The sequence below is a fragment of the Ligilactobacillus animalis KCTC 3501 = DSM 20602 genome, from assembly GCF_001434535.1.
Lineage (GTDB): Bacteria > Bacillota > Bacilli > Lactobacillales > Lactobacillaceae > Ligilactobacillus > Ligilactobacillus animalis.
The window spans coordinates 203,549-228,779 of record NZ_AYYW01000025.1; the positions used below are offsets into that span (position 1 = coordinate 203,549).

General features: G+C 42.3%; 21 protein-coding genes, 2 pseudogenes and 1 riboswitch. Of the genes and pseudogenes, 2 read left to right on the forward strand and 21 right to left on the reverse strand.

Annotated features, from left to right (window positions below; translation table 11 throughout):
• The 17 genes and pseudogenes from FC30_RS04700 to FC30_RS04780 form a co-directional block, all read right to left on the reverse strand.
• The gene (locus FC30_RS04700) at nucleotides 1-1,317 is read right to left on the reverse strand and encodes a replication-associated recombination protein A (RefSeq protein WP_010689530.1); all 1,317 of its coding nucleotides are present in this window, start codon (nucleotides 1,315-1,317) and stop codon (nucleotides 1-3) included.
• Between the two features lie 155 nt (nucleotides 1,318-1,472).
• A pseudogene (locus FC30_RS04705) lies at nucleotides 1,473-2,510 on the reverse strand (zinc-dependent alcohol dehydrogenase family protein).
• 17 nt (nucleotides 2,511-2,527) lie between these two features.
• Nucleotides 2,528-3,167: pseudogene (locus tag FC30_RS04710) on the reverse strand (NAD(P)H-binding protein).
• 192 nt (nucleotides 3,168-3,359) lie between these two features.
• Nucleotides 3,360-4,382: a diacylglycerol kinase gene (locus FC30_RS04715; RefSeq protein ID WP_010689532.1), complete on the reverse strand. Its 1,023-nt coding sequence runs from the start codon at nucleotides 4,380-4,382 to the stop codon at nucleotides 3,360-3,362.
• Between the two features lie 28 nt (nucleotides 4,383-4,410).
• Nucleotides 4,411-5,844 (reverse strand): Asp-tRNA(Asn)/Glu-tRNA(Gln) amidotransferase subunit GatB, encoded by a 1,434-nt coding sequence (gene gatB, locus FC30_RS04720; protein ID WP_010689534.1) that lies wholly within the window; start codon nucleotides 5,842-5,844, stop codon nucleotides 4,411-4,413.
• Nucleotides 5,844-7,307, reverse strand: coding sequence for an Asp-tRNA(Asn)/Glu-tRNA(Gln) amidotransferase subunit GatA (gene gatA / locus FC30_RS04725; RefSeq protein ID WP_010689535.1), 1,464 nt, complete (start codon nucleotides 7,305-7,307; stop codon nucleotides 5,844-5,846). Before gatA ends, gatB begins: the two co-directional genes overlap by 1 nt.
• 3 nt (nucleotides 7,308-7,310) lie before the next feature.
• Complete coding sequence (gene gatC, locus FC30_RS04730; protein WP_005917887.1) at nucleotides 7,311-7,613, reverse strand: Asp-tRNA(Asn)/Glu-tRNA(Gln) amidotransferase subunit GatC; 303 nt, start codon at nucleotides 7,611-7,613, stop codon at nucleotides 7,311-7,313.
• Nucleotides 7,614-7,688: 75 nt separating this feature from the next.
• Complete coding sequence (locus FC30_RS04735) at nucleotides 7,689-8,840, reverse strand: CamS family sex pheromone protein (protein WP_010689536.1); 1,152 nt, start codon at nucleotides 8,838-8,840, stop codon at nucleotides 7,689-7,691.
• A complete protein-coding gene (ligA, locus tag FC30_RS04740; RefSeq protein WP_010689537.1) occupies nucleotides 8,840-10,852 on the reverse strand; it encodes an NAD-dependent DNA ligase LigA in 2,013 nt (670 codons plus the stop codon). Before ligA ends, FC30_RS04735 begins: the two co-directional genes overlap by 1 nt.
• A 15-nt stretch (nucleotides 10,853-10,867) precedes the next feature.
• Entirely contained in the window at nucleotides 10,868-13,066 is a 2,199-nt protein-coding gene (pcrA, locus tag FC30_RS04745; RefSeq protein WP_143828598.1) for a DNA helicase PcrA, read from the reverse strand.
• A gap of 166 nt (nucleotides 13,067-13,232) precedes the next feature.
• Nucleotides 13,233-14,390 carry an ATP-grasp domain-containing protein gene (locus tag FC30_RS04750; protein ID WP_010689539.1) on the reverse strand — a complete coding sequence of 386 codons (1,158 nt, stop codon included), beginning with the start codon at nucleotides 14,388-14,390 and terminating at the stop codon, nucleotides 13,233-13,235.
• A 143-nt stretch (nucleotides 14,391-14,533) separates the two neighbouring features.
• A complete protein-coding gene (locus FC30_RS04755) occupies nucleotides 14,534-15,859 on the reverse strand; it encodes a nucleobase:cation symporter-2 family protein (RefSeq protein WP_056938483.1) in 1,326 nt (441 codons plus the stop codon).
• 4 nt (nucleotides 15,860-15,863) lie between these two features.
• A complete protein-coding gene (locus FC30_RS04760) occupies nucleotides 15,864-16,439 on the reverse strand; it encodes a xanthine phosphoribosyltransferase (protein ID WP_010689541.1) in 576 nt (191 codons plus the stop codon).
• 57 nt (nucleotides 16,440-16,496) lie between these two features.
• A riboswitch (purine riboswitch) is annotated at nucleotides 16,497-16,595 on the reverse strand.
• A gap of 63 nt (nucleotides 16,596-16,658) precedes the next feature.
• Entirely contained in the window at nucleotides 16,659-17,258 is a 600-nt protein-coding gene (locus FC30_RS04765; RefSeq protein WP_010689543.1) for a glycoside hydrolase family 73 protein, read from the reverse strand.
• A gap of 30 nt (nucleotides 17,259-17,288) precedes the next feature.
• A complete protein-coding gene (locus tag FC30_RS04770) occupies nucleotides 17,289-17,876 on the reverse strand; it encodes an ECF transporter S component (protein ID WP_010689545.1) in 588 nt (195 codons plus the stop codon).
• A 187-nt stretch (nucleotides 17,877-18,063) separates the two neighbouring features.
• Nucleotides 18,064-19,032: an AEC family transporter gene (locus FC30_RS04775; RefSeq protein WP_010689546.1), complete on the reverse strand. Its 969-nt coding sequence runs from the start codon at nucleotides 19,030-19,032 to the stop codon at nucleotides 18,064-18,066.
• 62 nt (nucleotides 19,033-19,094) lie between these two features.
• A complete protein-coding gene (locus FC30_RS04780; protein ID WP_010689549.1) occupies nucleotides 19,095-20,714 on the reverse strand; it encodes a malolactic enzyme in 1,620 nt (539 codons plus the stop codon).
• A gap of 140 nt (nucleotides 20,715-20,854) precedes the next feature.
• On the opposite strand from FC30_RS04780, the gene FC30_RS04785 reads away from it, so the two are divergent.
• On the forward strand, nucleotides 20,855-21,763 hold the full coding sequence (locus tag FC30_RS04785; protein WP_010689551.1) for a LysR family transcriptional regulator: 909 nt from the start codon (nucleotides 20,855-20,857) through the stop codon (nucleotides 21,761-21,763).
• Nucleotides 21,763-22,176 (forward strand): DUF1810 domain-containing protein, encoded by a 414-nt coding sequence (locus FC30_RS04790; RefSeq protein ID WP_010689554.1) that lies wholly within the window; start codon nucleotides 21,763-21,765, stop codon nucleotides 22,174-22,176. Before FC30_RS04785 ends, FC30_RS04790 begins: the two co-directional genes overlap by 1 nt.
• A gap of 63 nt (nucleotides 22,177-22,239) precedes the next feature.
• On the opposite strand, the gene FC30_RS04795 is transcribed toward FC30_RS04790, so the two are convergent.
• The 4 genes from FC30_RS04795 to FC30_RS04810 all read right to left on the reverse strand — a co-directional run bounded on the left by FC30_RS04795 (nucleotide 22,240) and on the right by FC30_RS04810 (nucleotide 25,208).
• Nucleotides 22,240-24,228, reverse strand: a complete 1,989-nt coding sequence (locus FC30_RS04795) for an ABC transporter ATP-binding protein/permease (protein WP_010689555.1) — start codon at nucleotides 24,226-24,228, stop codon at nucleotides 22,240-22,242.
• A gap of 110 nt (nucleotides 24,229-24,338) precedes the next feature.
• Nucleotides 24,339-24,593: a GlsB/YeaQ/YmgE family stress response membrane protein gene (locus FC30_RS04800; protein WP_029507343.1), complete on the reverse strand. Its 255-nt coding sequence runs from the start codon at nucleotides 24,591-24,593 to the stop codon at nucleotides 24,339-24,341.
• Between the two features lie 13 nt (nucleotides 24,594-24,606).
• The gene (locus tag FC30_RS04805) at nucleotides 24,607-24,825 is read right to left on the reverse strand and encodes a CsbD family protein (RefSeq protein ID WP_035447505.1); all 219 of its coding nucleotides are present in this window, start codon (nucleotides 24,823-24,825) and stop codon (nucleotides 24,607-24,609) included.
• 11 nt (nucleotides 24,826-24,836) lie between these two features.
• Nucleotides 24,837-25,208: an Asp23/Gls24 family envelope stress response protein gene (locus FC30_RS04810; RefSeq protein WP_010689639.1), complete on the reverse strand. Its 372-nt coding sequence runs from the start codon at nucleotides 25,206-25,208 to the stop codon at nucleotides 24,837-24,839.
• Between the last annotated feature and the right edge of the window lie 23 nt (nucleotides 25,209-25,231).

Genomic DNA, 25,231 nt, shown 5'->3' on the forward strand with positions numbered 1-25,231 from the left:
TTAAGCTTTATCATGTTGTTGATGCCACGCCTTGATCTGTTCTAAGCGTTGTTTGAAACGGATCTCGTTTCCCTGCTCAGTTGGTAAATAATAAGTATGTCCCACTAAATTATCCGGCATCGTTTGCATTGTAGTCAGTTTGTCTTTAGCAAAATGAGCTAACTCATAACCTTTACCATAGCCTAATTCTTTCATCAGCTTGGTCGTCCCATTTCTGATCTGCAGGGGTACAGGTTCATTTAAAGTCTGTTTGACATCTTTAGCGACTCTTGTAGTTGCTTTATAGACGGCATTAGATTTAGGTGCCAAAGATAGATAGATCACCGCTTGGGTCAAATGCACATTGCATTCGGGCATTCCGATAAATTGATACGCTTGAAAAACATTGACCACTAGATTCAAAGCATTGTTATCAGCTAAGCCGATATCTTCACTGGCAAACCGCAACAAGCGTCGGGCAATATACAAAGGATCTTCACTACCAGCTAGCATCCGATTCAACCAATAGATCGCTGCATCAACATCGCTATTACGCATGGATTTATGCAGCGCTGAGATCAAGTCATAATGATCTTCACCGTTCTTATCATATTTGAGCGTCTTTTCCCCTAAAACTTGACTTAACAGATCATCGCTCAGTTCTAAAGTTCCATCTTGGCTGACATTTCCATTATCAACTAACATCTCCAAGGTATTCAAAGCATTTCGCGCATCCCCATCACTAAAGATCGCGATCTGTTCTAATAATGTCTTTGAGGCGGTGAGCTCTTTTTCAAATCCTTCTCGACAAGCACGATCCAATAATTCAACTAATTGTTCTTTCGTCAGTTGCTTTAAGATAAAGACTTTCAATCTGGATAAGAGCGCTGAATTGATCTCAAAAGATGGATTCTCTGTCGTTGCCCCGATCAAAACGATACTTCCATTTTCCACAAATGGGAGGAAAGCATCCTGTTGCGCCTTATTGAAACGATGGATCTCGTCTACGAAAACGATCGTCTTTTGGCCATAAGCAGTATTAGCTTCGGCTTCTTGCATGATCTTTTTGATCTCTTTGATTCCACTTGTGACCGCACTAAATGAGATAAAACCGGCTTTAGTCTGCTTAGCGATAACTTGAGCCAACGTCGTCTTCCCCACACCGGGAGGGCCCCATAAGATCATCGAAGTCACTCGATCTTGCGTGATCAATTCTCGTAAGATCTTACCTGGTCCCAATAAATGCGTCTGTCCGAAAACTTGATCTAACTTCTCTGGTCGTAAACGACTAGCTAGCGGTTCATTAGCTTGGTCCTCAAAGATCGATCCTTGTTGCATGCTCTCACCTCCGTTTATCTGTCGTTTCCATTCTATTACACCGAACATTAGTTTGTAAAAAATAAAATCAAAATACTTGTTCTAACAAAAAAGCAGCCAGTTACCTAGCTGCCTAATTGATTTTTTCATAGGTCTGAAGCCCAAAGTACCTTGACCTATTTACTTATGATCAATAATGATTTGATCGCTTCACGTTTATCCATAGCTTCATAAGCGGCTTGGACATCATCCAATGTGAAACGTTTGGTAAAGACCTTACCCGGTTCGATCTTGCCCTCTAAGACTGCCGCTAATAGTACGGCTCGATCATGAGTCGTGACCGAAGCGAGCCCACCGCGTAAACCGATATTTTTCCAAAATAGTTGATTAGAGCTTGGTTCAGTTTGCGGAACGCCTACACGACCGATCACTGCACCTGGACGAGCTACTTGCCCGGCTTGTTCGATCGCTGAAGTTGCCCCTACACATTCTAAAACAGCATCTGCACCCGCACCATCTGTCAATTCTAGTACTTTTTGAACTGCCATATCGCCACGCTCAGAAACAATATCAGTCGCTCCAAATTCACGGGCTAATTTAGCTCGATCTTCATGGTGGCTCAAACTGATGATCCGCTTAGCCCCACGTAATTTGGCACCGATAACGCCACAAAGTCCAACAGCTCCATCACCGATCACAACAACAGTATCACCGGCTTTGACTTCAGCCGTAAAAGCAGCATGATAGCCAGTTGCCATGACATCAGATAAAGTTAAAAGAGAATTCAACTGTTCATCAGTATAATCGGCTGGTTGGCCAGGGATCTTGACTAGGCCCCAATCAGCGTTATAATACCGCAAATATTGACCCTGATAGCCCCCATTACTGCCGGCTTCTTGATTTAAACAGTTACCATCAAAGCCTGCTTGACATGCCGCACAGTGCCCACAACCATGGGTAAAGGGGACGATCACGAAATCACCAACTTTGACATTTTTTACATCTGTTCCAACTTCAGCAACGAGCCCGATCGCCTCATGACCAACTAAACTGTTAGCTTAACGTTTAGAGATCCCGCGATACCACCAAAGATCTGAACCACAGACACAAGCACGCACGATCTTGATGATCGCATCAGTTGATTTTTGAAGTATTGGTTTTTCGACTTCCGTAACTTCCATTTTGCCTGGTTCTACAAAGATTGCCACTTTCATCCTATTTACCCCTCTCATTAATACACCGGACGATCACTGCCCTCAGTCTTAGGGTCAGCGATGCCTACACTATCATTGACTAAAAATTTTGGATCAGCAATGATCCTTAAGACCACATCTGCAATACTCTTACGCGAACCTGAAACACCGAGATAAGTTTCATCTTTATGAGTGATCTCATAAGCCACTTCACGGTCATTTAACCATGGGAGCCGTAAAGTCGTATAGTCTAGACCTGATCTTGCCAACAGCTTATCAGAATTTTTAGCTGATTCCAAGCCAGGTGCAACCATCTCTTTGTTCCAACGCCCAAATTCACCTAAAAATCCCTAAAATGTTGGTAAAGACGCCCCGCTTAACACCTGTTTCTTTCATCGCCTCGATCACATATTTAGTTTGATGGTTATCACTAGTATGATCGACCACGCCTACAAAGACTAGATCTTGACCCAAAATAGCTTGTTTGACATCAGCATAATTATTCAAACTGCCTTCGATCAACGTCACACGGTCATTATCTTCTAAAGCTGCCAAACGTTTTTTATCGCGTAAAAATAACGTCAACTCAACATCAGAAAATTCTGGTTCAGTTAAGACACGTTCCTCAACTAAACGCGAAATTTGTCCATTAGCTGCCATGATCAATACTTTTTTCATTTTTCTATTACCTCTTTTGCCCATGTTAAAATATCTTTTTTGTCATCCAAAAACTTCTCTCATTTTACTTTTGAGCATATTATGCTTCCACTTATTTACAAGAATAACTATAAACCTTGAAGTGAACTATAAGGCAAGTAGAAATTTAGATAAAAAAACTCGCTGCTCCATCTTGGAACAACGAGTTCTTAACTACTTATCTAATTTGATATTGTCAGATTCATCGAGTTCTTGGACACCATCAACAAAGTTTTTCTTGGCTTCGTCCATATCTTCATCTTCTTTGACTTCCGTGATCGCCCGTTCTGGGATCTCTTGGGTATTAGCAAAGATCTCAATGTGACGTTTCAAGTTCTTGAATTTCATCGGCGCATCCCCACCGTATTCACCATCGATGTTGATCATCATTTTTTCGTCGACTGGTTTAGCGACCAACTTAGATGTTTTAACATAGAGGATATTAGCGTCGTTGATGTGTTTACCACCGTTTAAGACCATTGTGATCAAACGCATCATTTCTAACAGATTGCTCGTCTTGACCACGATCAAGGTAAATTTTCCGTCGTCTAAACTGGCGTCGGGCACGATCTGCTCAAAGCCACCAACTGAATTAGTCAAAGCTAAGAAAAACATCGAGGCTTTCCCATCATAAACACCATCATCATATTCAAGGTGCATGTTGATCGGTTTGACCCGTGGCAACAATTCAGCTCCTTTAACTAGGTAAGCTAAATAGCCAAAGAGCGTCTTGAATTCAGATGGCACCGCATATGTCAATTCACTCAAGAGACCACCGGCTGCAATGTTGACAAAGTACTTATCATTGGCACGCCCGATATCCATTTTGACCGTTTTACCATTGGCGATAACTTTAGCTGCTTCGATCGGACTTTCCCGTGGTATCTTTAAAGCACGCGCATAGTCATTAGTTGTACCGGCGGGAATGATCCCCAACTTTGGCCGATGCTTTAGAGGGGCGATCCCATTAACGACTTCATTGATCGTGCCATCACCACCAGCAGCAATGATCAAGTTAAAGCCTGCTTGAGCTGCTCGTTTAGCTTCATTTTGAGCAGAATTAGGTTCAGGCGTCGTTGCAAAGGCACTCGTTTCATAACCAGCACGTTCTAAAATATTTAAGATCTCAACTAGATCATTTTTTAAAGCTTCACGTCCAGATGTCGGATTATAAATAATTCGGCAACGCTTTTGCATAATTATTCCCTCATGGCGCAGTTTGCGTCTATCTTTCCTTTAAACTTGCCATCAACAATTTATTAACAACTTTAGGGTTAGCTTTACCATGGGTCTGTTTCATGATGTTACCCACTAAGAAGCCAACCGCACGATCTTTACCATTCTTAAAGTCTTCGATCGATTGTTCGTTGTTGTCCAATACTTCATCGATGATCGGTTGCAATTTAGCTGGGTCAGATAATTGTACCATGCCTTTTTCTTCGACCCATGCTTTTGGTTCGGTATCATTTTTGATGATCTCTTTAAAGACCTTCTTAGCAATCTTAGATGAGATCGTTTCATCTTGGATCAACTTGATCATGGTTGCCAAATGTTCTGGTGTCAATGCGGTTTGACCTAACTCAACTTTTTGAGCATTCAAATAGGCACTAACTTCACCCATCAACCAGTTAGCCGCTAATTTAGCATCCGCTCCAGCAGCTACAGTTGCTTCATAGAAATCAGACATTTCTTTTGTTTGCGTCAAGACGCCCGCATCATATTCAGTAATGCCCCAGTCGTTGACATAGCGTTTCCGACGAACGTCAGGCATTTCTGGGATCGAATCTTTGACCTCAGCGACCCATTCATCAGAAATATGGATCGGTGGTAGATCAGGTTCTGGGAAGTAACGGTAATCGCTCTTACCTTCTTTGACACGCATCAAGATCGTTTCACCACTTGGTTCATCAAAACGCCGTGTTTCTTGTTGGATCTCACCACCAGCCATCAAGACACGTTCTTGACGCTTAGCTTCATATTCCAAACCTTTCTTCACGTGTTCAAAGGAGTTTAAGTTCTTCATTTCCGTCTTAGTCCCAAACTTAGTTGAACCGATCGGACGAACTGAGATGTTAACGTCAGCCCGCATTGAACCTTCTTCCATCTTCACATCGGATACGCCGGTAAATTGAATGATCTGACGTAAACGTGTCAAGTATGCGTAAGCTTCTTCTGGAGAAGCGATATCTGGTTTAGAGACGATCTCGATCAATGGTGTGCCTTGACGATTCAAGTCAACATAAGAGTAGCCGTCCGGATTATGCGTGTTTTTACCCGCATCTTCTTCAACGTGCATTTCTTCGATCCCGATCTTCTTTTTAGTTCCATCTTCAAGTTCGATCTCAAGCCAACCATCGTGTCCGATCGGTGTTTGAGCTTGGGTGATCTGGTATGCTTTTGGATTATCTGGATAGAAGTAGTTCTTACGGTCAAAGTGGATATCCCGTGTGATCTCACAGTTAAGTGCTAAAGCAGCACGCATCCCGTATTCCAAAGCGCCCTTGTTCAATTGTGGCAAGACCCCAGGATAGCCCCAATCGATAACATTAGTATTCGTATTTGGTTCTGCCCCGTAAACTACTGGTGCGGGAGAATAAGCCTTGGAGTTTGTCTTCATTTCAATGTGGACTTCAAGCCCGATTGTTGTTTCAAAGTTCATTAGTTTTGACCCCCGATCGTTGGAACTTGTTTATGGAAGTCGGTTGCTTGTTCAAAAGCATAGCCCGCTTTATACATCGTATCTTCTCTAAATTGTGGTGCGATCAATTGCATCCCGATCGGCAAACCGTTAGAGAAACCAGCTGGAAGTGACATCCCTGGTAGACCAGCTAAGTTTACCGGGATCGTCAAGATATCATTCATGTACATCGTGATCGGATCATTGATCTCATCACCGATCCCATAAGCTGTTGTTGGTGCAGTTGGTCCTAAGATCAAGTCATAGTCGTTAAAGACTTTCGCAAAATCTTGGCAGATCAAGGTTCTAACTTGAGCAGCTTTCTTGAAGAAGGCATCATAAGTCCCAGCGGAAAGTGAGAATGTCCCTAACATGATCCGGCGTTTAACTTCATCGCCAAAGCCTTCCGAGCGTGAACGAACATAAACGTCTTCTAAGTTCTTAACATCTTGGGCTCTAAAGCCGTAGCGGATCCCATCAAAACGTTGTAAGTTAGATGAAGCTTCAGAAGAGGCAATGATGTAGTATACTTGTACCCCATACTTGCTGTGTGGCAAGGAAACTTCATCAACGGTCGCACCCAAGCTTTCAAATGTCTTGATCGCTTCTTTGATCGCTTCTTTAACATCTTCAGCAACACCTTCACCAAAGTATTCTTTTGGCACGGCGATCTTCATACCCTTGATATCACCATCTAAGCCTTGGGTAAAGTCAGGAACTTCACGGTTAGAGCTGGTAAAATCACGGCTATCATGACCGCTGATTGCATTTAGGACATAGGCATTGTCTTTGACTGTGCGTGTCAATGGTCCGATCTGATCTAAGCTAGAAGCAAAAGCGATCAAGCCGTAACGAGATACACGACCATAAGTAGGTTTGACCCCAACGATACCATTATATGCTGCTGGTTGACGGATCGAACCACCGGTATCTGAACCTAGGGCAGCTAAAACTTGGCCCGAAGCAACAGCGGCTGCTGAACCACCAGAAGAGCCACCAGGGACTTTAGTTTGATCCCAAGCATTCTTAGTTACCTTAAAGGCTGAACTTTCAGTCGAACCACCCATAGCAAATTCATCCATGTTGACTTTACCCACATTGATCATTTGAGCAGCAGCTAATTTTTCCATAACTGTTGCATCATAGATCGGGTCAAAGTTTTCTAACATCTTGCTGGCAGCCGTTGTCCGTAAGCCTTTTGTCACGATATTATCTTTGATCGCGATCGGGATCCCAGCTAAAACATTAGCTGGATCGATCCCATTTTGGTCAAGTTCTTTAGCTTGCTTCAAAGCAGCTTCTTCGTTTAAAGCTAGGAAAGCAGCGATCTGTTGATCACGGTCTTTGATCGTCTTGAAAGTATCTTTCGTTAACTCCTCCACGCTCAAATCTTTGTTGACCAATTTTTCATGTAAACTGGTCAGATCAGTTGTAAAATAATCCATGGGCTAGCCTTCCTCGCTTTCATCAATAATTGCTGGCACTTTGATAAAGCCATCTTTTCTTTCAGGTACATTTTCCATCAACAATTCACGGTCGGTCCCCTTAACTGCGATATCTTCTCGCATCACATTAAAGGCATCCGTCACAGTTGTCGTTACCGGTACATCTGTCGTATCGACTTCACTCAATTGTTGTACCATATTGATGATCTGGTCCATTTGACCGGTGAATTTTTGTAATTCTGCATCGCTAAATTCAAGCTTTGCCAAACTTGCAACGTGCTTTACTTCATTTGCGCTGATCGCCATCTTCATCCTTCTTTCTTGCATATCTGCTTAATATTTTAGCATAGATCTGCTGACTTTTTTATAGTCAATTTTATTCTAATCATCAAAGACGTGGGCATAGAAGTTACCACTATCTTTTTCGCGAGCTAGAAAGGCTTGAACTTCACCATCTGAGCCTTTGATCGTGATATCGATCGGAATATCACCCGGCAAGTAGGTCTTTGCCATCTGAGAAACAAACTGCGTAAAGCTTCTGATCTCAGTTTCACTGTAAAATTGGGTCGTGATCTTAACGTGCAGTTCTTGGAGTGACTTATTCTTATACTTGGCTTGAGCCGTTACCCCAGCTAAGTTAGGGAAAAAGCTTTGCGTCTTATTTTTGAAAGCATTGAAGGAACTTTCATCATTATCGTTGACCGCACCATTTTCTGCTATTGATGGCAAGACTGAGGTTTGGAGATTAGTTTCCTTCCAACTCCCCAAAGTATCACCATCACTCACACTATAAGCATAGAAAGTTCCCCCGACCAAACTATCATTAGGCGCTTGTTCATACATACAGATCAAGATCGGTACATCTGATGCACCATCGAGTTTTCTGACCCGCTTCAAGACTTCAGCTGCGGCTTTTTTACCCTCTTCTTCCATTTTTTCCTTGGAGATATTAGTGGTGTACATCGCACCATACTGTTCTTTTTGGTAATAATCCTTACGATTCATTCCGATACCGATCGTGATCCCAGCTAATTCCAGTTTGCCATCGGTCTCTTTCATGTAATCTTGTTCTTCGATCTGTTGGATATAGATCGGATTGCGCTTGTCTGCGTCTTTTTCGCCATTATCTTCAGGATTTAGACCAGTCGGGTTATCCTTTGACTTACGCCCGAGCCAATCTTGAACCGTGCCTTTGGTCAACAATTGGCCTTCGCGGAAAATGTAATCTTTGGTGGGAAATTCCTCTTTAGATAAGGTTGTCATGCCACTTTCAAAACTCTTTAAATTCAACATATTTTCTGAATTTTGAACGATCCCGACACCACGAGCCTTACTCGTTAAATAACGTCCATTTTCGATCACACCTTGATAATCGGAGGTATCTACTTGACCCGTAGTTTGGTAACCCTTTTTGGATTGTTGCGTTGATTGCGTGACTGAATTGCCAGAGCCACTGCTTCCTAAATTACCACAGGCTGAAAGTAACATGGTACCTGCACATAAGCTAACTAATGCTAAATACTTCTTTCTCATCAATTGCCTCCTGTTTGCCGTAAAAATTCATCTTCATCAATAATTTTTATTCCTAATTCTTGGGCCTTAGTCAATTTGCTACCAGCATCATGACCTGCAACTAAAAGGTCGGTCTTTTTCGAAACGCTCCCTGTTACTTTAGCACCATGCGCCTCTAAGATCTGTTTAGCTTCCGCTCGCTTGATCTTGTCGAGTTTTCCCGTTAAAACTACGGTCAGACCATTCAATGGATCATCGGCTGTTTGCTCGGCTAGCTCTTCAGCGCTCTGACCTAGGAAAGTCAAATTAACTCCAGCTGCAGTAAATTCTTCCAATAATAGGTCAACTTGTTCATTTTCAAAATATGTCACCACAGCATCCGCGATTGTTTCGCCGATCGAGTCAAGTTCTACGATCTCTGCTACCGTTGCTTTCTTTAAAGCTTGGATCGTCTTAAAGTGTTGGGCTAAGATAAATGCCGCTTTGGCCCCCACATGCCGGATCCCCAAGCCAAAAAGTAACCGTTCTAATGAGTTAGCTTTGCTCTGTTCGATCGCTTGTAACAAATTATTGGCTGATTTTTCTTTGAATTTATCTAACGTCAATAATTCATCAAAGGTCAAATTATATAGCCCCGCCGCATCTTTGATCAATTTCTTGTCGAAAAGTTGTTCAATGATCCGTGGCCCTAACCCATCTATGTTCATCGCATTTCGCGACGCAAAGTGCGTCAGACTTTCTTTTAATAAGGCTGGGCACTGCGGATTGATACACCGCAACGCAACTTCGTCATCCAAATGAACCAGTTTTGCGCCACATTCAGGACATTCTGTCGGTATCGTATAAGGTTGACTTGAAGCTGGACGTTTAGCCAACACAACTTCTGAGATCTCTGGAATAATGTCGCCTGCTTTGTGTAATTTGACAGTATCACCGAGGCGGATGTCTTTTTGTTGCAAATAATCAGGATTGTGTAAAGAAGCTCTTGAAACCACGGTCCCCGCTAAAGTCACTGGATCCATCACGGCCGTTGGTGTCACCACTCCAGTCCGTCCCACCGTCCATTCGATCTCACGGACGATCGTTTCTTGTTCGTCTGGTGGAAATTTATAAGCGATCGCCCAACGCGGAACTTTGACCGTATTTCCAACTTCGGCGTGGATCGCAAACGGATCAGCTTTGATCACGATCCCATCGATCTCATAAGCTAGTTGTGCCCGTTTAGCCTGATATTTATCAATATAGGCATCGATCTCAGCCATTTCACTCGCTACGATCGCTTCTTCATTGACTTTGAAGCCCCATGCTTTTAATTGAGCTAAAGCCTGACTTTGGGTCGCGACCCCAAATTTTTCGGGCTCCATCAAATAATACATAAAGACACTTAAATTACGCTTGGCTGTTTCTTTGGTATCTAATTGCCGCAATGAACCAGCTGCAGCATTTCTTGGGTTAGCAAAGACTGTTTGGCCCTGTTCTTCGCGCGCCTTATTCAATTTTAGAAATGACTCTTTTGGCATATAGCATTCGCCCCGGACTTCAACGTCGATCGGTTCACTTAAACGCAAAGGGATCGCCTTGATCGTTTTTAAGTTTTCCGTGATATCTTCACCGATGATCCCGTTGCCACGGGTCGAACCTTTGACAAAGACACCTTTTTCGTAGACCAATGAGATCGCTAAGCCGTCGATCTTTAATTCACAGCTATAAGCAAAAGTCTTGGCTACATTTTCCTCTAGTTTGGTTTTGAATTCGGCTAGTTCTGCTTTTGAAAAAACATCGCCTAGTGAAAGCATCGGAATCTCATGTTCGACCTTTTCAAAGCCACTTAAAACTTGACCGCCGACACGTCTAGTAGGTGAATCATCAGTTACGAGCTCAGGATACTTAGTTTCAAGTTCGACCAAACGTTGATAGGTAGCGTCATAGACATGATCTTCCACTGTTGGTCGATCTAACACATAGTATTCATGGCTCCATTTGTTCAATTGAGCACGTAGATCTTTGACCTCTTCTAAAGTCTTTGCTTCCATCTCTTTTACCTCTTTTTAAATCTTAGTGATCGGTGCAAAGGCCGCTAATAGTCGCTTGATCCCTTGGCCAGCAAAGGCGATATCAAGTTCGATATCTTCACCACTACCACTGACCTTGACCACAGTCCCTGTACCCCAGGCTTTATGGGAGACCTTATCACCGATATTCCATTGTTTCTTTTCAGCCCCAGTTCCTTGGCTTTTTTCGACAGTTCCAGCTGGTTTGCGGTAAACTGGCTTCTTAGCAAAAGGAACATCGACTTTGGTTTTTGGTTGATAATCAGCTAAAGTTTCGTTATCACTTTGCAACAATTCATCGGAGATCTCACTGATAAAGCGGGAAACTTGGTTGCTCTGGCGCCGTCCATAGAGCATCCGCGAGAAGGCATTTGATAAGTAGAGTTCTTCTTCAGCCCGGGTGATCCCAACATAGGCCAAGCGCCGTTCTTCTTCGAGCTCACTTTCATCCATCACAGCTCGGCCTAACGGGAAGATCCCTTCTTCTAAGCCCATCAAAAAGACTGTTGGAAATTCCAGACCCTTAGCGGCGTGCAATGTCATCAAGGTCACTTCATCTGGATCTTCATCAACGCTATCTTGATCAGAAACCAAAGCTAGGTCAGCTAAGAAATCAACGAACGGATCGCTATTTTCTTCTTCTGGTTCCCAGTTTTCATCAAATTGCTTTGTTACAGACATGAATTCTTCTAAGTTTTCTAGGCGACTTTGATCTTCAAGCGTATTTTTAGCTTGTAAGCTTTGTTTATAGCCCGATTCATCTAAAATGATCTCCGTCAACTCAGTGATATTCTTAGTTTTCTCCAATTCATTGAAGCGCCGGATCAACTTAGCGAAACTTTCTAATTGGGTAGCTGCCTTGCCACTTACGCCAGTCATAATGACGTTTTCTGCTGCTTCGATCAAGGAAAGACCGTTCATCTCAGCAAATGCTTGCAATTTAGCCAAACTAGTTGCCCCGATCCCCCGTTTAGGTTCATTAGCAACACGCGCAAAACTCAAGGAATCATTCGGATTGGCAGCTAAACGCAGATAAGCTAAAATATCCAAAATTTCCTTTCGATCGTAGAACCGGTGAGCCCCAACTAATTTATACGGGATATTAGCTTTGACAAATGTTTCTTCGATCACACGTGATTGGGCATTTGTGCGGTATAAGACAGCAAAATCGCCATAATGCTTACCTTCAGTGCGCATCTTTTGCTGGATCTGCTTAACGACATAAAAGGCTTCATCGTTGGCATTATCTGCACGATAATAATGGATCTTTTCGCCTTCTGCATTTTGTGTCCATAATGTTTTAGCTTTACGATTGATGTTATTTTCGATAACTTCATTAGCCGCTTGCAAGATCGTCTTAGTTGAACGATAATTTTGTTCCAACTTGATCACGGTCGCATCAGGATAATCTTCCTCAAAATTCATGATATTTTCCATATTAGCTCCACGCCAACCGTAAATACTTTGATCAGCATCCCCCACAACACATAGATTACGATATGTTTGAGCTAACATGCTGACCAATTGATATTGAGCTTCGTTAGTATCTTGGTATTCATCCACATGGATATAGTGAAATTTACGTTGATAAAATGCCAATGTTTCTGGTGATTCTTTAAATAACCGGATCGTTTGCATGATGAGATCATCAAAATCCAAAGCTTGATTATTTTGCAACTGCTCTTGGTATAATTCATAAGCATCACTTACCACCTGTGAAAATGGATCAGCTGCATCTTTTCTTAGTTCTGCTGGTGTCTTTAAATCATTTTTGGCGTTCGAGATCGCACTCAGAACGGCCCGGGGCTCGAATTTTTTAACGTCAACGTTTAAGTTATCCGCTAAAATGTGTTTCATCAAAGTCCGTTGCTCACTTGTGCTTGCGATCGTAAAATTGCGATCATAGCCGATCTTTTCAGCATCACGGCGTAAGATCCGGACACATAAAGCGTGGAAAGTCGAGACCCAAATATCTTCTGCACCTTCAGCGATCAACTTATTGATCCGCTCACGCATTTCCCGCGCTGCTTTGTTGGTGAAGGTGATCGCTAAAATATTCCAAGGATTTACATTTTTTTCTTCGATCAAGTAGGCTACACGGTGTGTCAAGACCCGTGTTTTCCCACTACCGGCACCGGCCATGATGAGTAGTGGCCCTTCAGTGCAGGCTACAGCTTCTGCTTGCTTATCATTCATGCCATCTAATAAGTTTCTTGCTGTCAAAATTTTCAAATCCCCTCTAAAATTTTCAATCAATGCCTATTATAGCAAATATTACAGCCCTATTCTTTAAAATTACTTAAATCTTAGCAAACAAGATGTAAAAAGACGCCGATATAAATACCGTGCGTCTTAAAAAATACTATTCAACTATTTCATCATCAGCTGTGATCTCATCCCAGATCCCAGTTGCTTCGACTTGTTCCTTGGCATGTTTGCTCGAATCAGCGGTCACTAGAACATAGCCTTCAGCTTTAACGGGATGAAGCGATTTAGGATAACGGAAATAATTGTAATGCCAGTTATCCTTTAAGACCCATTGTGTCCGCAAAGCATCGGTATCCTTGGTCGCGATCATCACCATCTCAGTTGGTTTTACCAAGTTAGGTTTAGACAAAGGGATCTGTGCCAAGGCACGCAAATGTTGTTCAAACATCGAAACGTCGGTCGCCTTATCAAATACATAACCTGAAGCATATAATGCCGGAATGATCCGTTTGATATACAAAGCACCACTCTTAGTCAAGAAAAATTCTGCTTGTAAGACCCCAACATAATCCAGTTCTTTGACGATCTCAGCTGTCAAGCGCTTGACCTCAGCTGCAACTTCACCATCTAAAGCTACTGGTGCCAAGGTCGCATGTAAACGGTGTTCGCGATAATAATCTTCTGCGATCGGGAAATACGTCAAGTTACCGTCTTTATCTCGGGCTAAAGTCAGGGATAATTCCTTTTCATACGGGATCCATGACTCGAGAATATAGGTCCCTAGATCGATTATGTCCGCACACTTAGCAATGTCGGTTTGTTTTTTGATGATCTGTTTTCGGCGCTTGCCAAAACCTTTTTGGATCGGTTTTAAAATGCATGGATAACCGATCGAACTGACTGCTTGGTAAACATCATCTAAACTGACGATCGTAGCATACGGCGCAACGTTGATATTGAGTTGTTCAAAGAAAGCCCGTTCTAATAAGCGGTCCTGCGTGATCTCCAACGTATCACTACCTTGGGGGACCCGCGTGAAGCGTTGCAAGAATTTGACCGCCTCAACATCAATGTTTTCTGAGGTATAAGTTACTAAGTCACACCGCTGTGCAAAATCTTGGAGCTTTGTTTTTTCGTTCAACTTACCGACCATTTTTACATCAGCTTCGGCTAACACGGGATTACTTTCGTCTGAACAATAAACGATCACAGTAAAGCCCATTTTCTTAGCCGCCCGTGCTAACATGATGCCGTTGGGATTGCCCCCGATGATCCCTAAAGTATCGCCTGGAAAAAGGATCTCTTGTTCCATTCTCTCACAACCTCTCGTATCACTAATACTTACTTTCTATTTTACCACATTACTCAGCAAGACAGTATTTTAATAATGTAAATTTTTAAAAATATATTTTGTGCCACCTAACAAAAAAAGCAGGCTATCACCTGCTTCACACATTATTTGTCTACATCTTCTAAAACACGCACTTGTTGCTTGATATCTTTTTTAGCTAGTCCTGCTCTACCCTTGAAGGCCAAATTCAATAATACTGAACTTAAACTTGCCACCACGATCCCATTACCTAAGAATAGTTGAACTGCACGCGGTAGATTTTGGAAGATATTTGGATAGATCGACACGCCCAGACCTAAACCGATCGAAACCGCCACAACTAAGATATTTCGTTGGTCGGTAAAATCAACATTAGCTAAGATCCTGATCCCTTGCACACTGATCATCGCAAACATCACTAGCATCGCCCCACCTAAAACCGGTGTCGGGATCATCGTCGCTAACGCCCCCACCTTAGGCAACAGCCCTAACAGCATCAAAAGTCCTGCTGACCAATAGATCGGACGCTTGGTCTTGATCCCTGAAAGCTCAAGCAAGCCAACATTTTGTGAAAATGTCGTATATGGGAAAGTATTGAAGATCCCACCTAAAATGACCGCCATCCCTTCAGCCCGATAGCCGAGTTTGAGGTCTTTTTCGGTGATCTTTTTATTCAAAATATCCCCTAAAGCAAAATAAACACCCGTCGATTCGACCATGGAAACCAAAGCGATGATGATCATCGTAACCGAAGATGACCATTCAAAGTGAGGCATCCCAAAGTAAAAAGGCTGTGGTACGTGGAACCACGGTGCTTCATGTAATGGCGCCAAGGAAACTAGCCCCAGCGCTGCAGCTACTAAACTCCCGATCACTAATCCCAGTAAGACTGCGATCGAACTCAAAAAGCCCTTTGCAAAGACTTGGATCGCTAAAATCAAGATCACCGTCAAAAAGCCCAAAGTGATATTGGTAAGTGAACCAAAATCTTTAGCACTAGCATTACCACCACCGATATTTTGGATCGCGATCGGGATCAATGTCAGACCGATAACAGTGATCAACGTCCCTGTGACCACAGGTGGAAAGAGGCGTTTGACCTTCGAAAACTGGCCCGAGACTAGACAAACAAAGATCCCCGCCACAATGATCGCCCCATACATCGTCTGGATCGTAAATTGGCTTCCGATCATCTTTAACGGTTCGACAGCTTGGATCGCACACCCTAAAACAACGGGCAGGCCGATCCCAAAATAACGATTGCGCATAAGCTGAAGTAAAGTAGCTAACCCACACATAAAAATGTCGATCGAAACCAGGTAAGTCATCTGTTCGGTGTTAAAATTCAAGGCTGTCCCGATCAATAAGGGAACGGCCACCGCTCCAGAATACATCGCTAATAAATGCTGTAAACCTAGTAAAGCCGCCTGACTATTATTTGCTTTTTTCATCGTGTTATTCCCCCACAAAGTGCACTTTATCGTCTTCAAAAGAAGCGATCCGCGCAAGTGATTCCAATCTTACCCCGCGCTCTTTGATCAATTTAGCCCCAGCTTGGAACGATTTTTCAACAACTACCCCTGCTCCAACGATATGGGCGCTAGCTTGGCGACAGATCTCAAGTAAGCCCAAGACTGCCTGCCCGTTAGCCAAGAAATCATCGATCACTAACACGCGGTCAGTTTCCGATAAAAATTTTTGGTCAACTGAGATCGTATTGGTCACCTTTTTAGTATATGAGTAGACCTCAGCCGCATAGACATCACTATCCAAGGTCGATGGCTTTTTCTTGCGCGCAAAGACCACTGGAATATCCATCACGAGTCCAGCCATGATAGCTGGTGCGATCCCTGAAGCTTCGACCGTCAAGATCTTTGTCACAGCCTCATCTTTGAATAAACGCTCAAATTCTTGGCCGATCTCATACATCAACTGTGGGTCGATCTGATGGTTCAAGAATTGATTGACCTTTAATACGTTTCCCGGTAAAACAACACCATCTTGTTTGATGCGTTCTTCTAATACTTTCAAGCTATAGCCCCCTAAAAATAATAAAGACCAGACTTTGGCAAAAACAAAAGTCTGGTCTCCTAACGTTTTTTTACTCATAGTCCAAGATTTACGGTCTTGGGTAGAAACTCGCCAACCAGATTATGGCATTATATAAGTAACCTGTAGCTAGAATAGCATAACTATTTTTCGTTTTCAAGCTCAAATATTCGGCTTTTACACCAAAATATCTGAAATGTATCATAAATCGTATTGATTTAAATTATACTGTTTGATCAAGGCGATCAACTTTTCGGCATAATTAGGATCAGTCGCGTAGCCTTGATTTTGTAAAGCCCACGCTGCTTGTTCATAATTTTTGGCTTGCAGTACTGGCCCATAATGATCGGTATTCCAGTCCGTTCCATCAACAAAAAGTTGTGTATGCGCCTTGACCGAATCTTCCCAACTGCCATAGACTGCAAAAGTATCCTTGATCGTAGTCCATTGGCCATCGACATATTCTTGCGTTGTCATCAAAGACCCGTTCGGATTTTTGATCCCAAATAAGTTATTGTACTTAGCAGAAAGTTCACTTTTGCCCCAATCAGACTCTAAGGCTGCTTGAGCTAAGGTGATACTTGCTAAAACACCATACTGGCGCTGTTCGGCTTGCGCGATCGGAGCAAGTTGCTTGATAAAATTTTGTTTAGCTTGTTCATCATTTGAAGTTGTCGCTTGCGGTGTCTCACTAGTAGCAAAATATTTATCTGCCATGCCCGTAAGAAATGTTACCGCTAGTAGCACTATAAAACCTAAAAAAAGTAACTGTGAGTAATTTTTCTTTTTTCGACGTGCCACAAAATACCGCCTTTCTTAAAAATCAAGAACCTACGCTTTTAATTTTCTCAGTAAAGAAAGCGAAACACTGGGGGCAATAATCGCTGCCAAAGCCGCTTCTGGTAACCCATTTGTTGCCACGACCCCCAATAGATATGGTAACAAGGCTGCTACATCCAAGGCATACATGGCTGGTGCTTGCCCTTGATAAAAGAGATAGATCTGGCCTAAAACTAACAATGTATTAGTCAATGACCCTAAAACGGCTGCGATACCTGCAGCTAAGATCTTTGAGGATAAGCGTTTAGATAACCACATAAATGTATAGCCTGCCACGACCCCGATCAAGATCCGAGGTAAAACAGAGACCAGTGGATTCGTAAAGACGATCGTTGCCAAGGGACTCGTCGGCCAAACAAAGGCGCGAATAAAGGTGATCGTGCCCCAGACTCCACCGACGATCGCACCATCTTTAGGTCCTAAAACGAGTGCAGCCACGATCACAGTGATATGGATGATCGTTAAATTAAGGGGGCCAAGTGGAATATAACCCAGAAATGGGATAAAATTTTGGATGATAATGATCGCTGTAAATAGCGCTAAAAAGGCGATCCGTTGCGTTTTTTTTCGTTGTTTCAAATTAAACTTCCTTTTTTATGATCTTTTTATAGATTATATTATCCTGCGTTAAATATTACAAAAGAAAAGTTCGCTGATCACTTGTAAGTTTATTTTAGTCAAATTTGGCTATGATGCAAGGAATTTTCCAAAAATTTAAAAAAGTCAGTTCTAATGCTTACAGCACTAAAACTGACTTTATATTACACTAAATAAATTGTAAGATCGCCATCAAGATCGGTACTACGACTACAAATAAAACAGTACTCATCACGACCACATCAGTCGCATATTTAACATCCCCATGAGCTTCCTTTGCCAAAATAGGTAAGACGGCTAACATTGGAGTTGCTGATTGAACAACTAATGTTTGACGCATCAATGTCGGTAAGTCGACCCCAAAACTTGCACCTGCTTTGATCAACAAGATCAACACGACTGGTGATAACACAAAACGACCTAATAATGCCAAAATCGAATCGCGTTCGAACCGGAAATTGTTCAAACCTGCATCACATAACACGATCCCGATATAGATCAAGGACAATGGTGTCACCAAAGCACCGACATAAGACAAGGTTTGTCCCATAAAACTTGGTACTGGGATCCCTAATAGCAACCACACGATCGCTACGATAAAACCAACGAGTGGCATTGGTAGAACTTTTTTCCAATTGATCTTATGAGCTTTCTTTTGACTCTTATCGACCGTTGGATCATCATTTGAGATCAAGTAGACCCCAAAAGCCCAAGTTGAAACGGTATTGATGATGTAATAGATCAAGAAATAACTCATCGCCTTTTCACCAAAAAGCGCATTGTTCAAAGGCATCCCGATAAAGATCGTATTTGCGTTAACGACCGCATTCATGAAGATCCCCCGACGACCCGGCTTGATCTTTAAGACTTTAACTGCTGACCAAGCGATCACATAACCAATGATCACACCTAAGGCTGGGAAAATAATACCTTTTCCTAAACCTAAGAGGCTTTCCCGAGTCAAGTGATCCATCACACCCATAAAGATCGAAGCTGGTAAAGCGATCTTAGTGATCAAAGATGCGATATTGCCACCAAATGAATCGGCAAACCAACCTGTTTTACGTAAAATATAACCAAGTGCCATGATCAATACGATCACAAGCACACTTGAGACGGAAGTTAAAAAAACTGCCATAATAATTCTCCTTTTTCTTCTGCCAAAGATAAAAGACCAACAAGTGGCCTTTTATCAATTTATTAATATTTAGGTTCCCACTTCATATCAGCCACTGCCTTCTTAGCGTCTGTCACGCCAGCAAGGCCTTGATCGATCGCTGATTGTGCTACGACTTGAGCAACTGTTTGTGAGAATTCTTGTAACTTAGAAACTGGTGGTAACACTGCAGCACCTGGTTGATCTGGATCAACGATACCACCTAAAGCGTGGGCTGCATCGGCCAACATCTTTTCGTTTAAGATCTTAGCTTTAGCCGCGATCGCACCAAAACCAACACCTGGGTAGACCAAAGCATTGTTTGCTTGACCGATATTGTAAGTTACACCGTTATATTCGATATCACCAGCTGGGATACCTGTTGCAACTAAAGCACGACCATCTGTCCATTTCAAAAGATCTTCTGCTTTAGCTTCAGCCAAACGTGTTGGGTTAGACAATGGGAAGATCACTGGACGTTTCGTGTGAGCTGCCATTTCCTTAACGATACTTTCCGTGAATGTACCTGGTTGTGTCGAGGTCCCGATCATAACAGTTGGATGAACTGCTTTAACGACAGCTTCTAAGTTCGTTAACTCATCAGCATTCTCAAATTCTGAACGTTTGCGCACAAAAGCTTTTTGACCTGGAGTTAGATCTTCTGTATCTTCGAATAAAAGCCCTTGTTTATCGACTAAGTAGAAGTGCTTTTTAGCTTCTGTTTCGCTCAAGCCTTCGCGAACCAATTCATCAAATAACATATTGGCGATCCCGACACCAGCTGTCCCAGCACCGAAAGTCAAGAAGATCTGATCGGTGATCTTTTCTTTAGAAATATTCATCGCACCCAAGACACCAGCAAGCGAAATGATACCTGTTCCTTGGATATCGTCATTGAAGGTCAAGATCTTATCTTGATATTTTTCCAAGATGACCGCTGCATTCGAGCGTCCAAAGTCTTCAAAGTGCAGTAAGCTTTCAGGGAAGAGTTTTTCTGCTGTAGCAACAAACTTGTCGACCATTGCATGGTATTTTTCACCATAAACACGTGCATGGCGGTTACCAAGGTAAAGAGGATCATTCAATAGTTTTTCATTATTTGTTCCGTTATCAAGTGAAACTGGTAAAACTTGAGCTGGATCGATACCAGCAGCTGCTGTGTAGACCATCAATTTGCCGACTGCGATATCAACACCATTAACGCCCCAATCACCCATACCAAGGATACCCTCAGCATCAGTTACAACGATCAAACGAATGTCACGCCCGTCAGCCGCATTTCGCAAGGACTCTTCGATGCTGTCTTGGTCATCAACAGAAATAAAAGCTGCTTCTTGGGGACGCGTGAAGATCTCACTGTATTGTTCGATCGATTCAGCGATCACTGGATCATACACGATCGGCATAAATTCTACGATATGTTGTCCCATCAAATAGTAGAATAGTGTTCGATTCGTATTAAAGATCGTCATCAAGAATTGGCGTTGTTCTAATTGGCTTGATTTGCGCTTGAATTGACCGTAAGCTTGGTCTGCTTGTTCTTGTAAAGTTTGGACCTTAGCTGGTAAAGCACCTGTCAAACCAAGTTCTTTACGTTCTTCAACTGTAAAAGCTGTTCCTTTATTTAAAAAAGGATTATTTAAAATGTTCATTGTATCTGCCATGTTTATCGGCTCCTTTTTTACTAGATCTCAATTGATGTCACTCATTTTAAAACGGTGCGATTTTTATAGTCAACTTTGTGGTACACTATTAGTAAAATTAATATGAGCTTTTAAAAAGCTGTCAAATCAAGGATCTGAAGATGAATATTAGAGATTTTGAATATTTCCACCAATTAGTCAAAGAAAAAAATTTTTCCAAAGTTGCCCAGATATTCTCTGTTAGCCAACCAACGGTCACATTAGCGATCAAGCGGCTCGAAGAAGAATTTGAAACGACCTTTTTTATCCGGGATCGCTCACACAAAGAATTACTGGTCACCCCTAGTGGCTACCAATTTGATGCCCATTTAAAAGTGATCTTAAACGAGTTAGCTATCGCTAAAAAAGAAGCTTTGCGTGCTAAACAAGAAAAATTACTCTTTGGGCTACCACCGATCATCGGCAATTATTTTTTCCCCAATATCGTTTCTAAATTGATCGCGACTGGTTTGATCGAACAACTCGAGACTAGGGAAGCTGGTTCACAAGCTCTACTTAAGCTCTTATTAGATGGCTCGCTTGATTTTTGTCTCTTAGGCTCACTTGAACCTTTGACCCAACCCGCTCTAAAAGCTGAAACTTTTGCTCAAGCGTCATTTAAGATCATCGTCAGCAAGCAACATCCCCTAGCCTCAAAAAAGGCCGTCTATTTTTCCGAATTAAAAGACGAGCGCTTTATCGTGCATAATGAAGGTTTCATTCACGATAAGGTCCTCAAACTCTTAGCTCAAAAAGAACACTTCCGACCTGATATCATCTACCGTACTAATTACGTCCACGTATTAAAATCCATGGTCGCAAGCAACACGGGGATCGCCTGTTTGACAGACATTGCGATCAGCCCCAACGATGACTTTTCCGTTCTAGAACTCCTAGACGAACAACAGCCCAAATTCTTACTCTCGATCGTCACACGTGCGACTCAAGTAATAACACCAGCTAAAAAACAGTTGCTAGATATCTTGCACGACACGGTCTATAACTCCCCTATCGGAAAGGAAAATGAATAATGACTTTAGCAAGATTTACCGCTCCGCAACAACAATATTTCAAACTAGCTATGACCGAACTCAAAGCACAAAAGAAACGTTCCCACTGGATGTGGTTCATGTTTCCCCAATTACGTGGCTTAGGCAAAAGTCAGACCGCTCACTTATACGGGATAGCTGATCTCAATGAAGCCCAAGCCTTCTTGGCCGATCCATATTTAGGCAACAATTTACGTCAATTGTGTGAAGTTCTGTTACAAGTTCCGACCAATAACGCTAAAACGATCTTTGGTTTTCCCGATGATCTAAAGCTCAAGTCGTCAATGACACTCTTTTTTAAAGCCAGTAACGACCCCATTTTTCAAGCTGTACTGGATAAATTTTTTCACGGTGAACATGATCAAAAGACCCTTTTATTACTAAAAAATATGTAACAAACAAAACTAACATAACAACAAGGCCCTCACCACGATGCCACGTGGTGAGGGCCTTATATACTATTCTTTTCGCAAAGCTTCAACTGGGTCTAATTTTGAAGCGCGATCGGCTGGCAAAAGTCCCGCTAACATGCTGATGACTACACTGATCACGATCCCTGTCAAAATATAGTTAGTCGTCATCATCACTACTGGCACCTCAAACTGCGCTACCGTAAAATGGTTGACTAAAACTTGTAAGATCCAAGTCAACACGACTCCCAGTATTCCTGAGCTGAGACCGATCAAGAAAGCTTCTGAAACAAAGATCCGGCGAATGTCTTTTCTTCTAGCACCTAAGGCTTTCAAGACTCCGATCTCTTTAGTGCGTTCAACCACCGAGATATTCAAGACTACTAAGATCATGATCGCTGAGACCACTAACGAAACGGCGGCGATCGCGGCTAAGACATAGCTGATGACATCCATCATCTTAGTAAACATCTCAGTCATCGTTTCTTGCATCGAGCCACTGAAACCAAGCTTTTTGACCTCATCTTTGATCTTTTCGGTATTGTCTTTATCCTTAGTATAGAGATAGACAACATTAGGCTTCAACGTCTGTCCATTTTGAGCAAAAATATCTTTTAGATCGCTATAACGGACGATCGCAGTGCTGAAGTTAGACCCCTGCTGTTCATAGGTCCCGCTGACCTTTAATTTTTGCTCGACTTGCTTACCATCGATCGTTAGCTTGAACGTTACTTCTTTACCAACAATATTCTTGGCCAAGAGATCTGCCGTTCCCTTATCAAGTAATACCTCATCTTTTCCAGGGGCTTTACCTGAAACGATACTTGACTTGGTGATATTGCTCGACATCGTTTGTAACGTCATGATCGTAGCATTTTTATCACCATAACTAACACTGTTTGTGCCTAACGAAAGCGTCGAATAGCCCTTTTCCAGACGATCGACATGTTTGATAGTTTTAAGTTTTGTGATATCTTTTGTCGTAAAATCATTATCTGTTCCCGAGCCCGTCAAAGCTGCCATATTGTTTTGTTGCATCCGACTGATCTCTGCATGATCGTCCATATCCGGTTGCTTATCAGGATCAGGCATCATGCTTTGGCGATGGACTTCTGTCACATTAGGATTGGTGTAACTATTCATCGTATCTTTAATATAATTAGTTACGCCCCGCCCGATCGATAACATCAAAACAACTGCCATGATCCCGATACTAGTCCCAAAGGCAACTAAAGTATTACGGCCCAATTTGGCTTTCATATTGAGAAAGGCTAATCTGATCGCATTGAACAAGCTCATATTTTTGACTTCGATAGCGTCATGTTCTGTTCTCGTCGCTAAGGGCTCTAACTTACCCGTCACTTCATCTGAAACCAGTTCTCCATTATCGATCCGCAAGACCCGTGTACAATGGGCAGCTACACGATCTGAGTGAGTCACCATCAAAACTAACTTACCACTTTGCGCGATCTCTTTGATCAAAGCCAAAACATTGTCTGTCGTTTCAGCATCTAAAGCCCCCGTAGGTTCATCAGCAATGATAACATCGGGATCATTGATCAAAGCCCGGGCGATCGCAACGCGTTGCTTTTGGCCGCCAGAGATCTGATCTGGCTTTTTATAGAGATGATCTTTTAAACCAACCTTTTCTAACAGTTCCTTAGCGCGTTTGACCCGCGTCTCCTTATCGACATTAGATAACGTCATCGCTAAGGCAACATTATCGATCAAATTCAAATGGGGGATCAAATTAAAGTTTTGAAAGATAAACCCGATGCTTTTCTTATGGTAATCAGCTAGTTCTTGTGCAGTGTAATCGCGCAAATTTTTACCGCGATAACTGATTTCACCCTCAAAGTCAGAATCCAAGCCACCGATCAAATTCATCAACGTGGATTTTCCACTCCCCGATTCACCGACGATCGAGACTAACTCACCGGCTGAAAAGGTCGCATTGATATTTTTCAACGCCTCAAAGGTGCCACCTCCAGCCATTTTATAAATTTTAACGACATTTTTTAATTTTAAGATATCCATCCTGCCCATCCTCTCCGTATCTTCCCCCTCACCATAATTTTAATATTTAATAATTGAACCGTCTACAAAAAAAGACTAGTGACAATTGCCCCTAGTCTAAGCCGTTTTAACTATGCATGTGCTCTTCTACTAAAGATAGCCGACACAATAAGTACCAAGATCACCGCACCGATGATCGAAGGAATGATCGCCATCCCCGCAACCTGTGGTCCCCAAGCACCTAGTAAAGCTTCACCTAATGATGAACCGATCAGACCAGCTAAAATATTACTGATCCAGCCCATCGAACCACCATTTTTCGTCAAGGCACCTGCAATTGCACCAATGATCGCACCAACGATCAATACCCAAAGCCAATGTAACATTTAAATCACTTCCTTATTTATTTTTATCGTCTTTTTCAAATTTTTCTTTTAGTTTTTCAGCACCCTGTTCGATATCTTCTTTCAGATCAGCTGCTTTTTCACGCGCTTTACCCAACAATCCTTGTGCTTTACCTTGCGTTTCGCGCACCTTGTCATCGGTCAATTTTCCTTCAGTCTCTTTGACCTTACCTACTGCCTCGTCTTTTAAGCCTTTTAATTTTTCTTCACTCATTTTTGGTCCTCCTACTTATTATCTTGTTGCAATTCTTCTTTAGTTTTTACGTCGTTGATATGCATTTCAAATTTCACTAAATTTAGCCCTGTCATCTCGCGTAAAGCTTTTTGGACTCTGCTTGAGACCTCTTCAAAGATCGTCTCGGCACTTTTACCATATTCGATCGTGGCATCCATTTTGATCGCCACTTGCTTTTCACCGACTTCAGCTTCGATCCCCTTGGTCTTATCGGTCCCTTGGGTCAGTTTATCGGTAAATTCACTGAACATGTTGCCATCAAGTGAAATGATCCCGGGAACTTGATTTGCTGTGATCCCGGCAATTTTTTCGATCACCTGATCATCAAAGGTCAATTTCTGTTCTAACTTTTCTTTCTCCATATCGCTTACCTCGCAATTTCTTT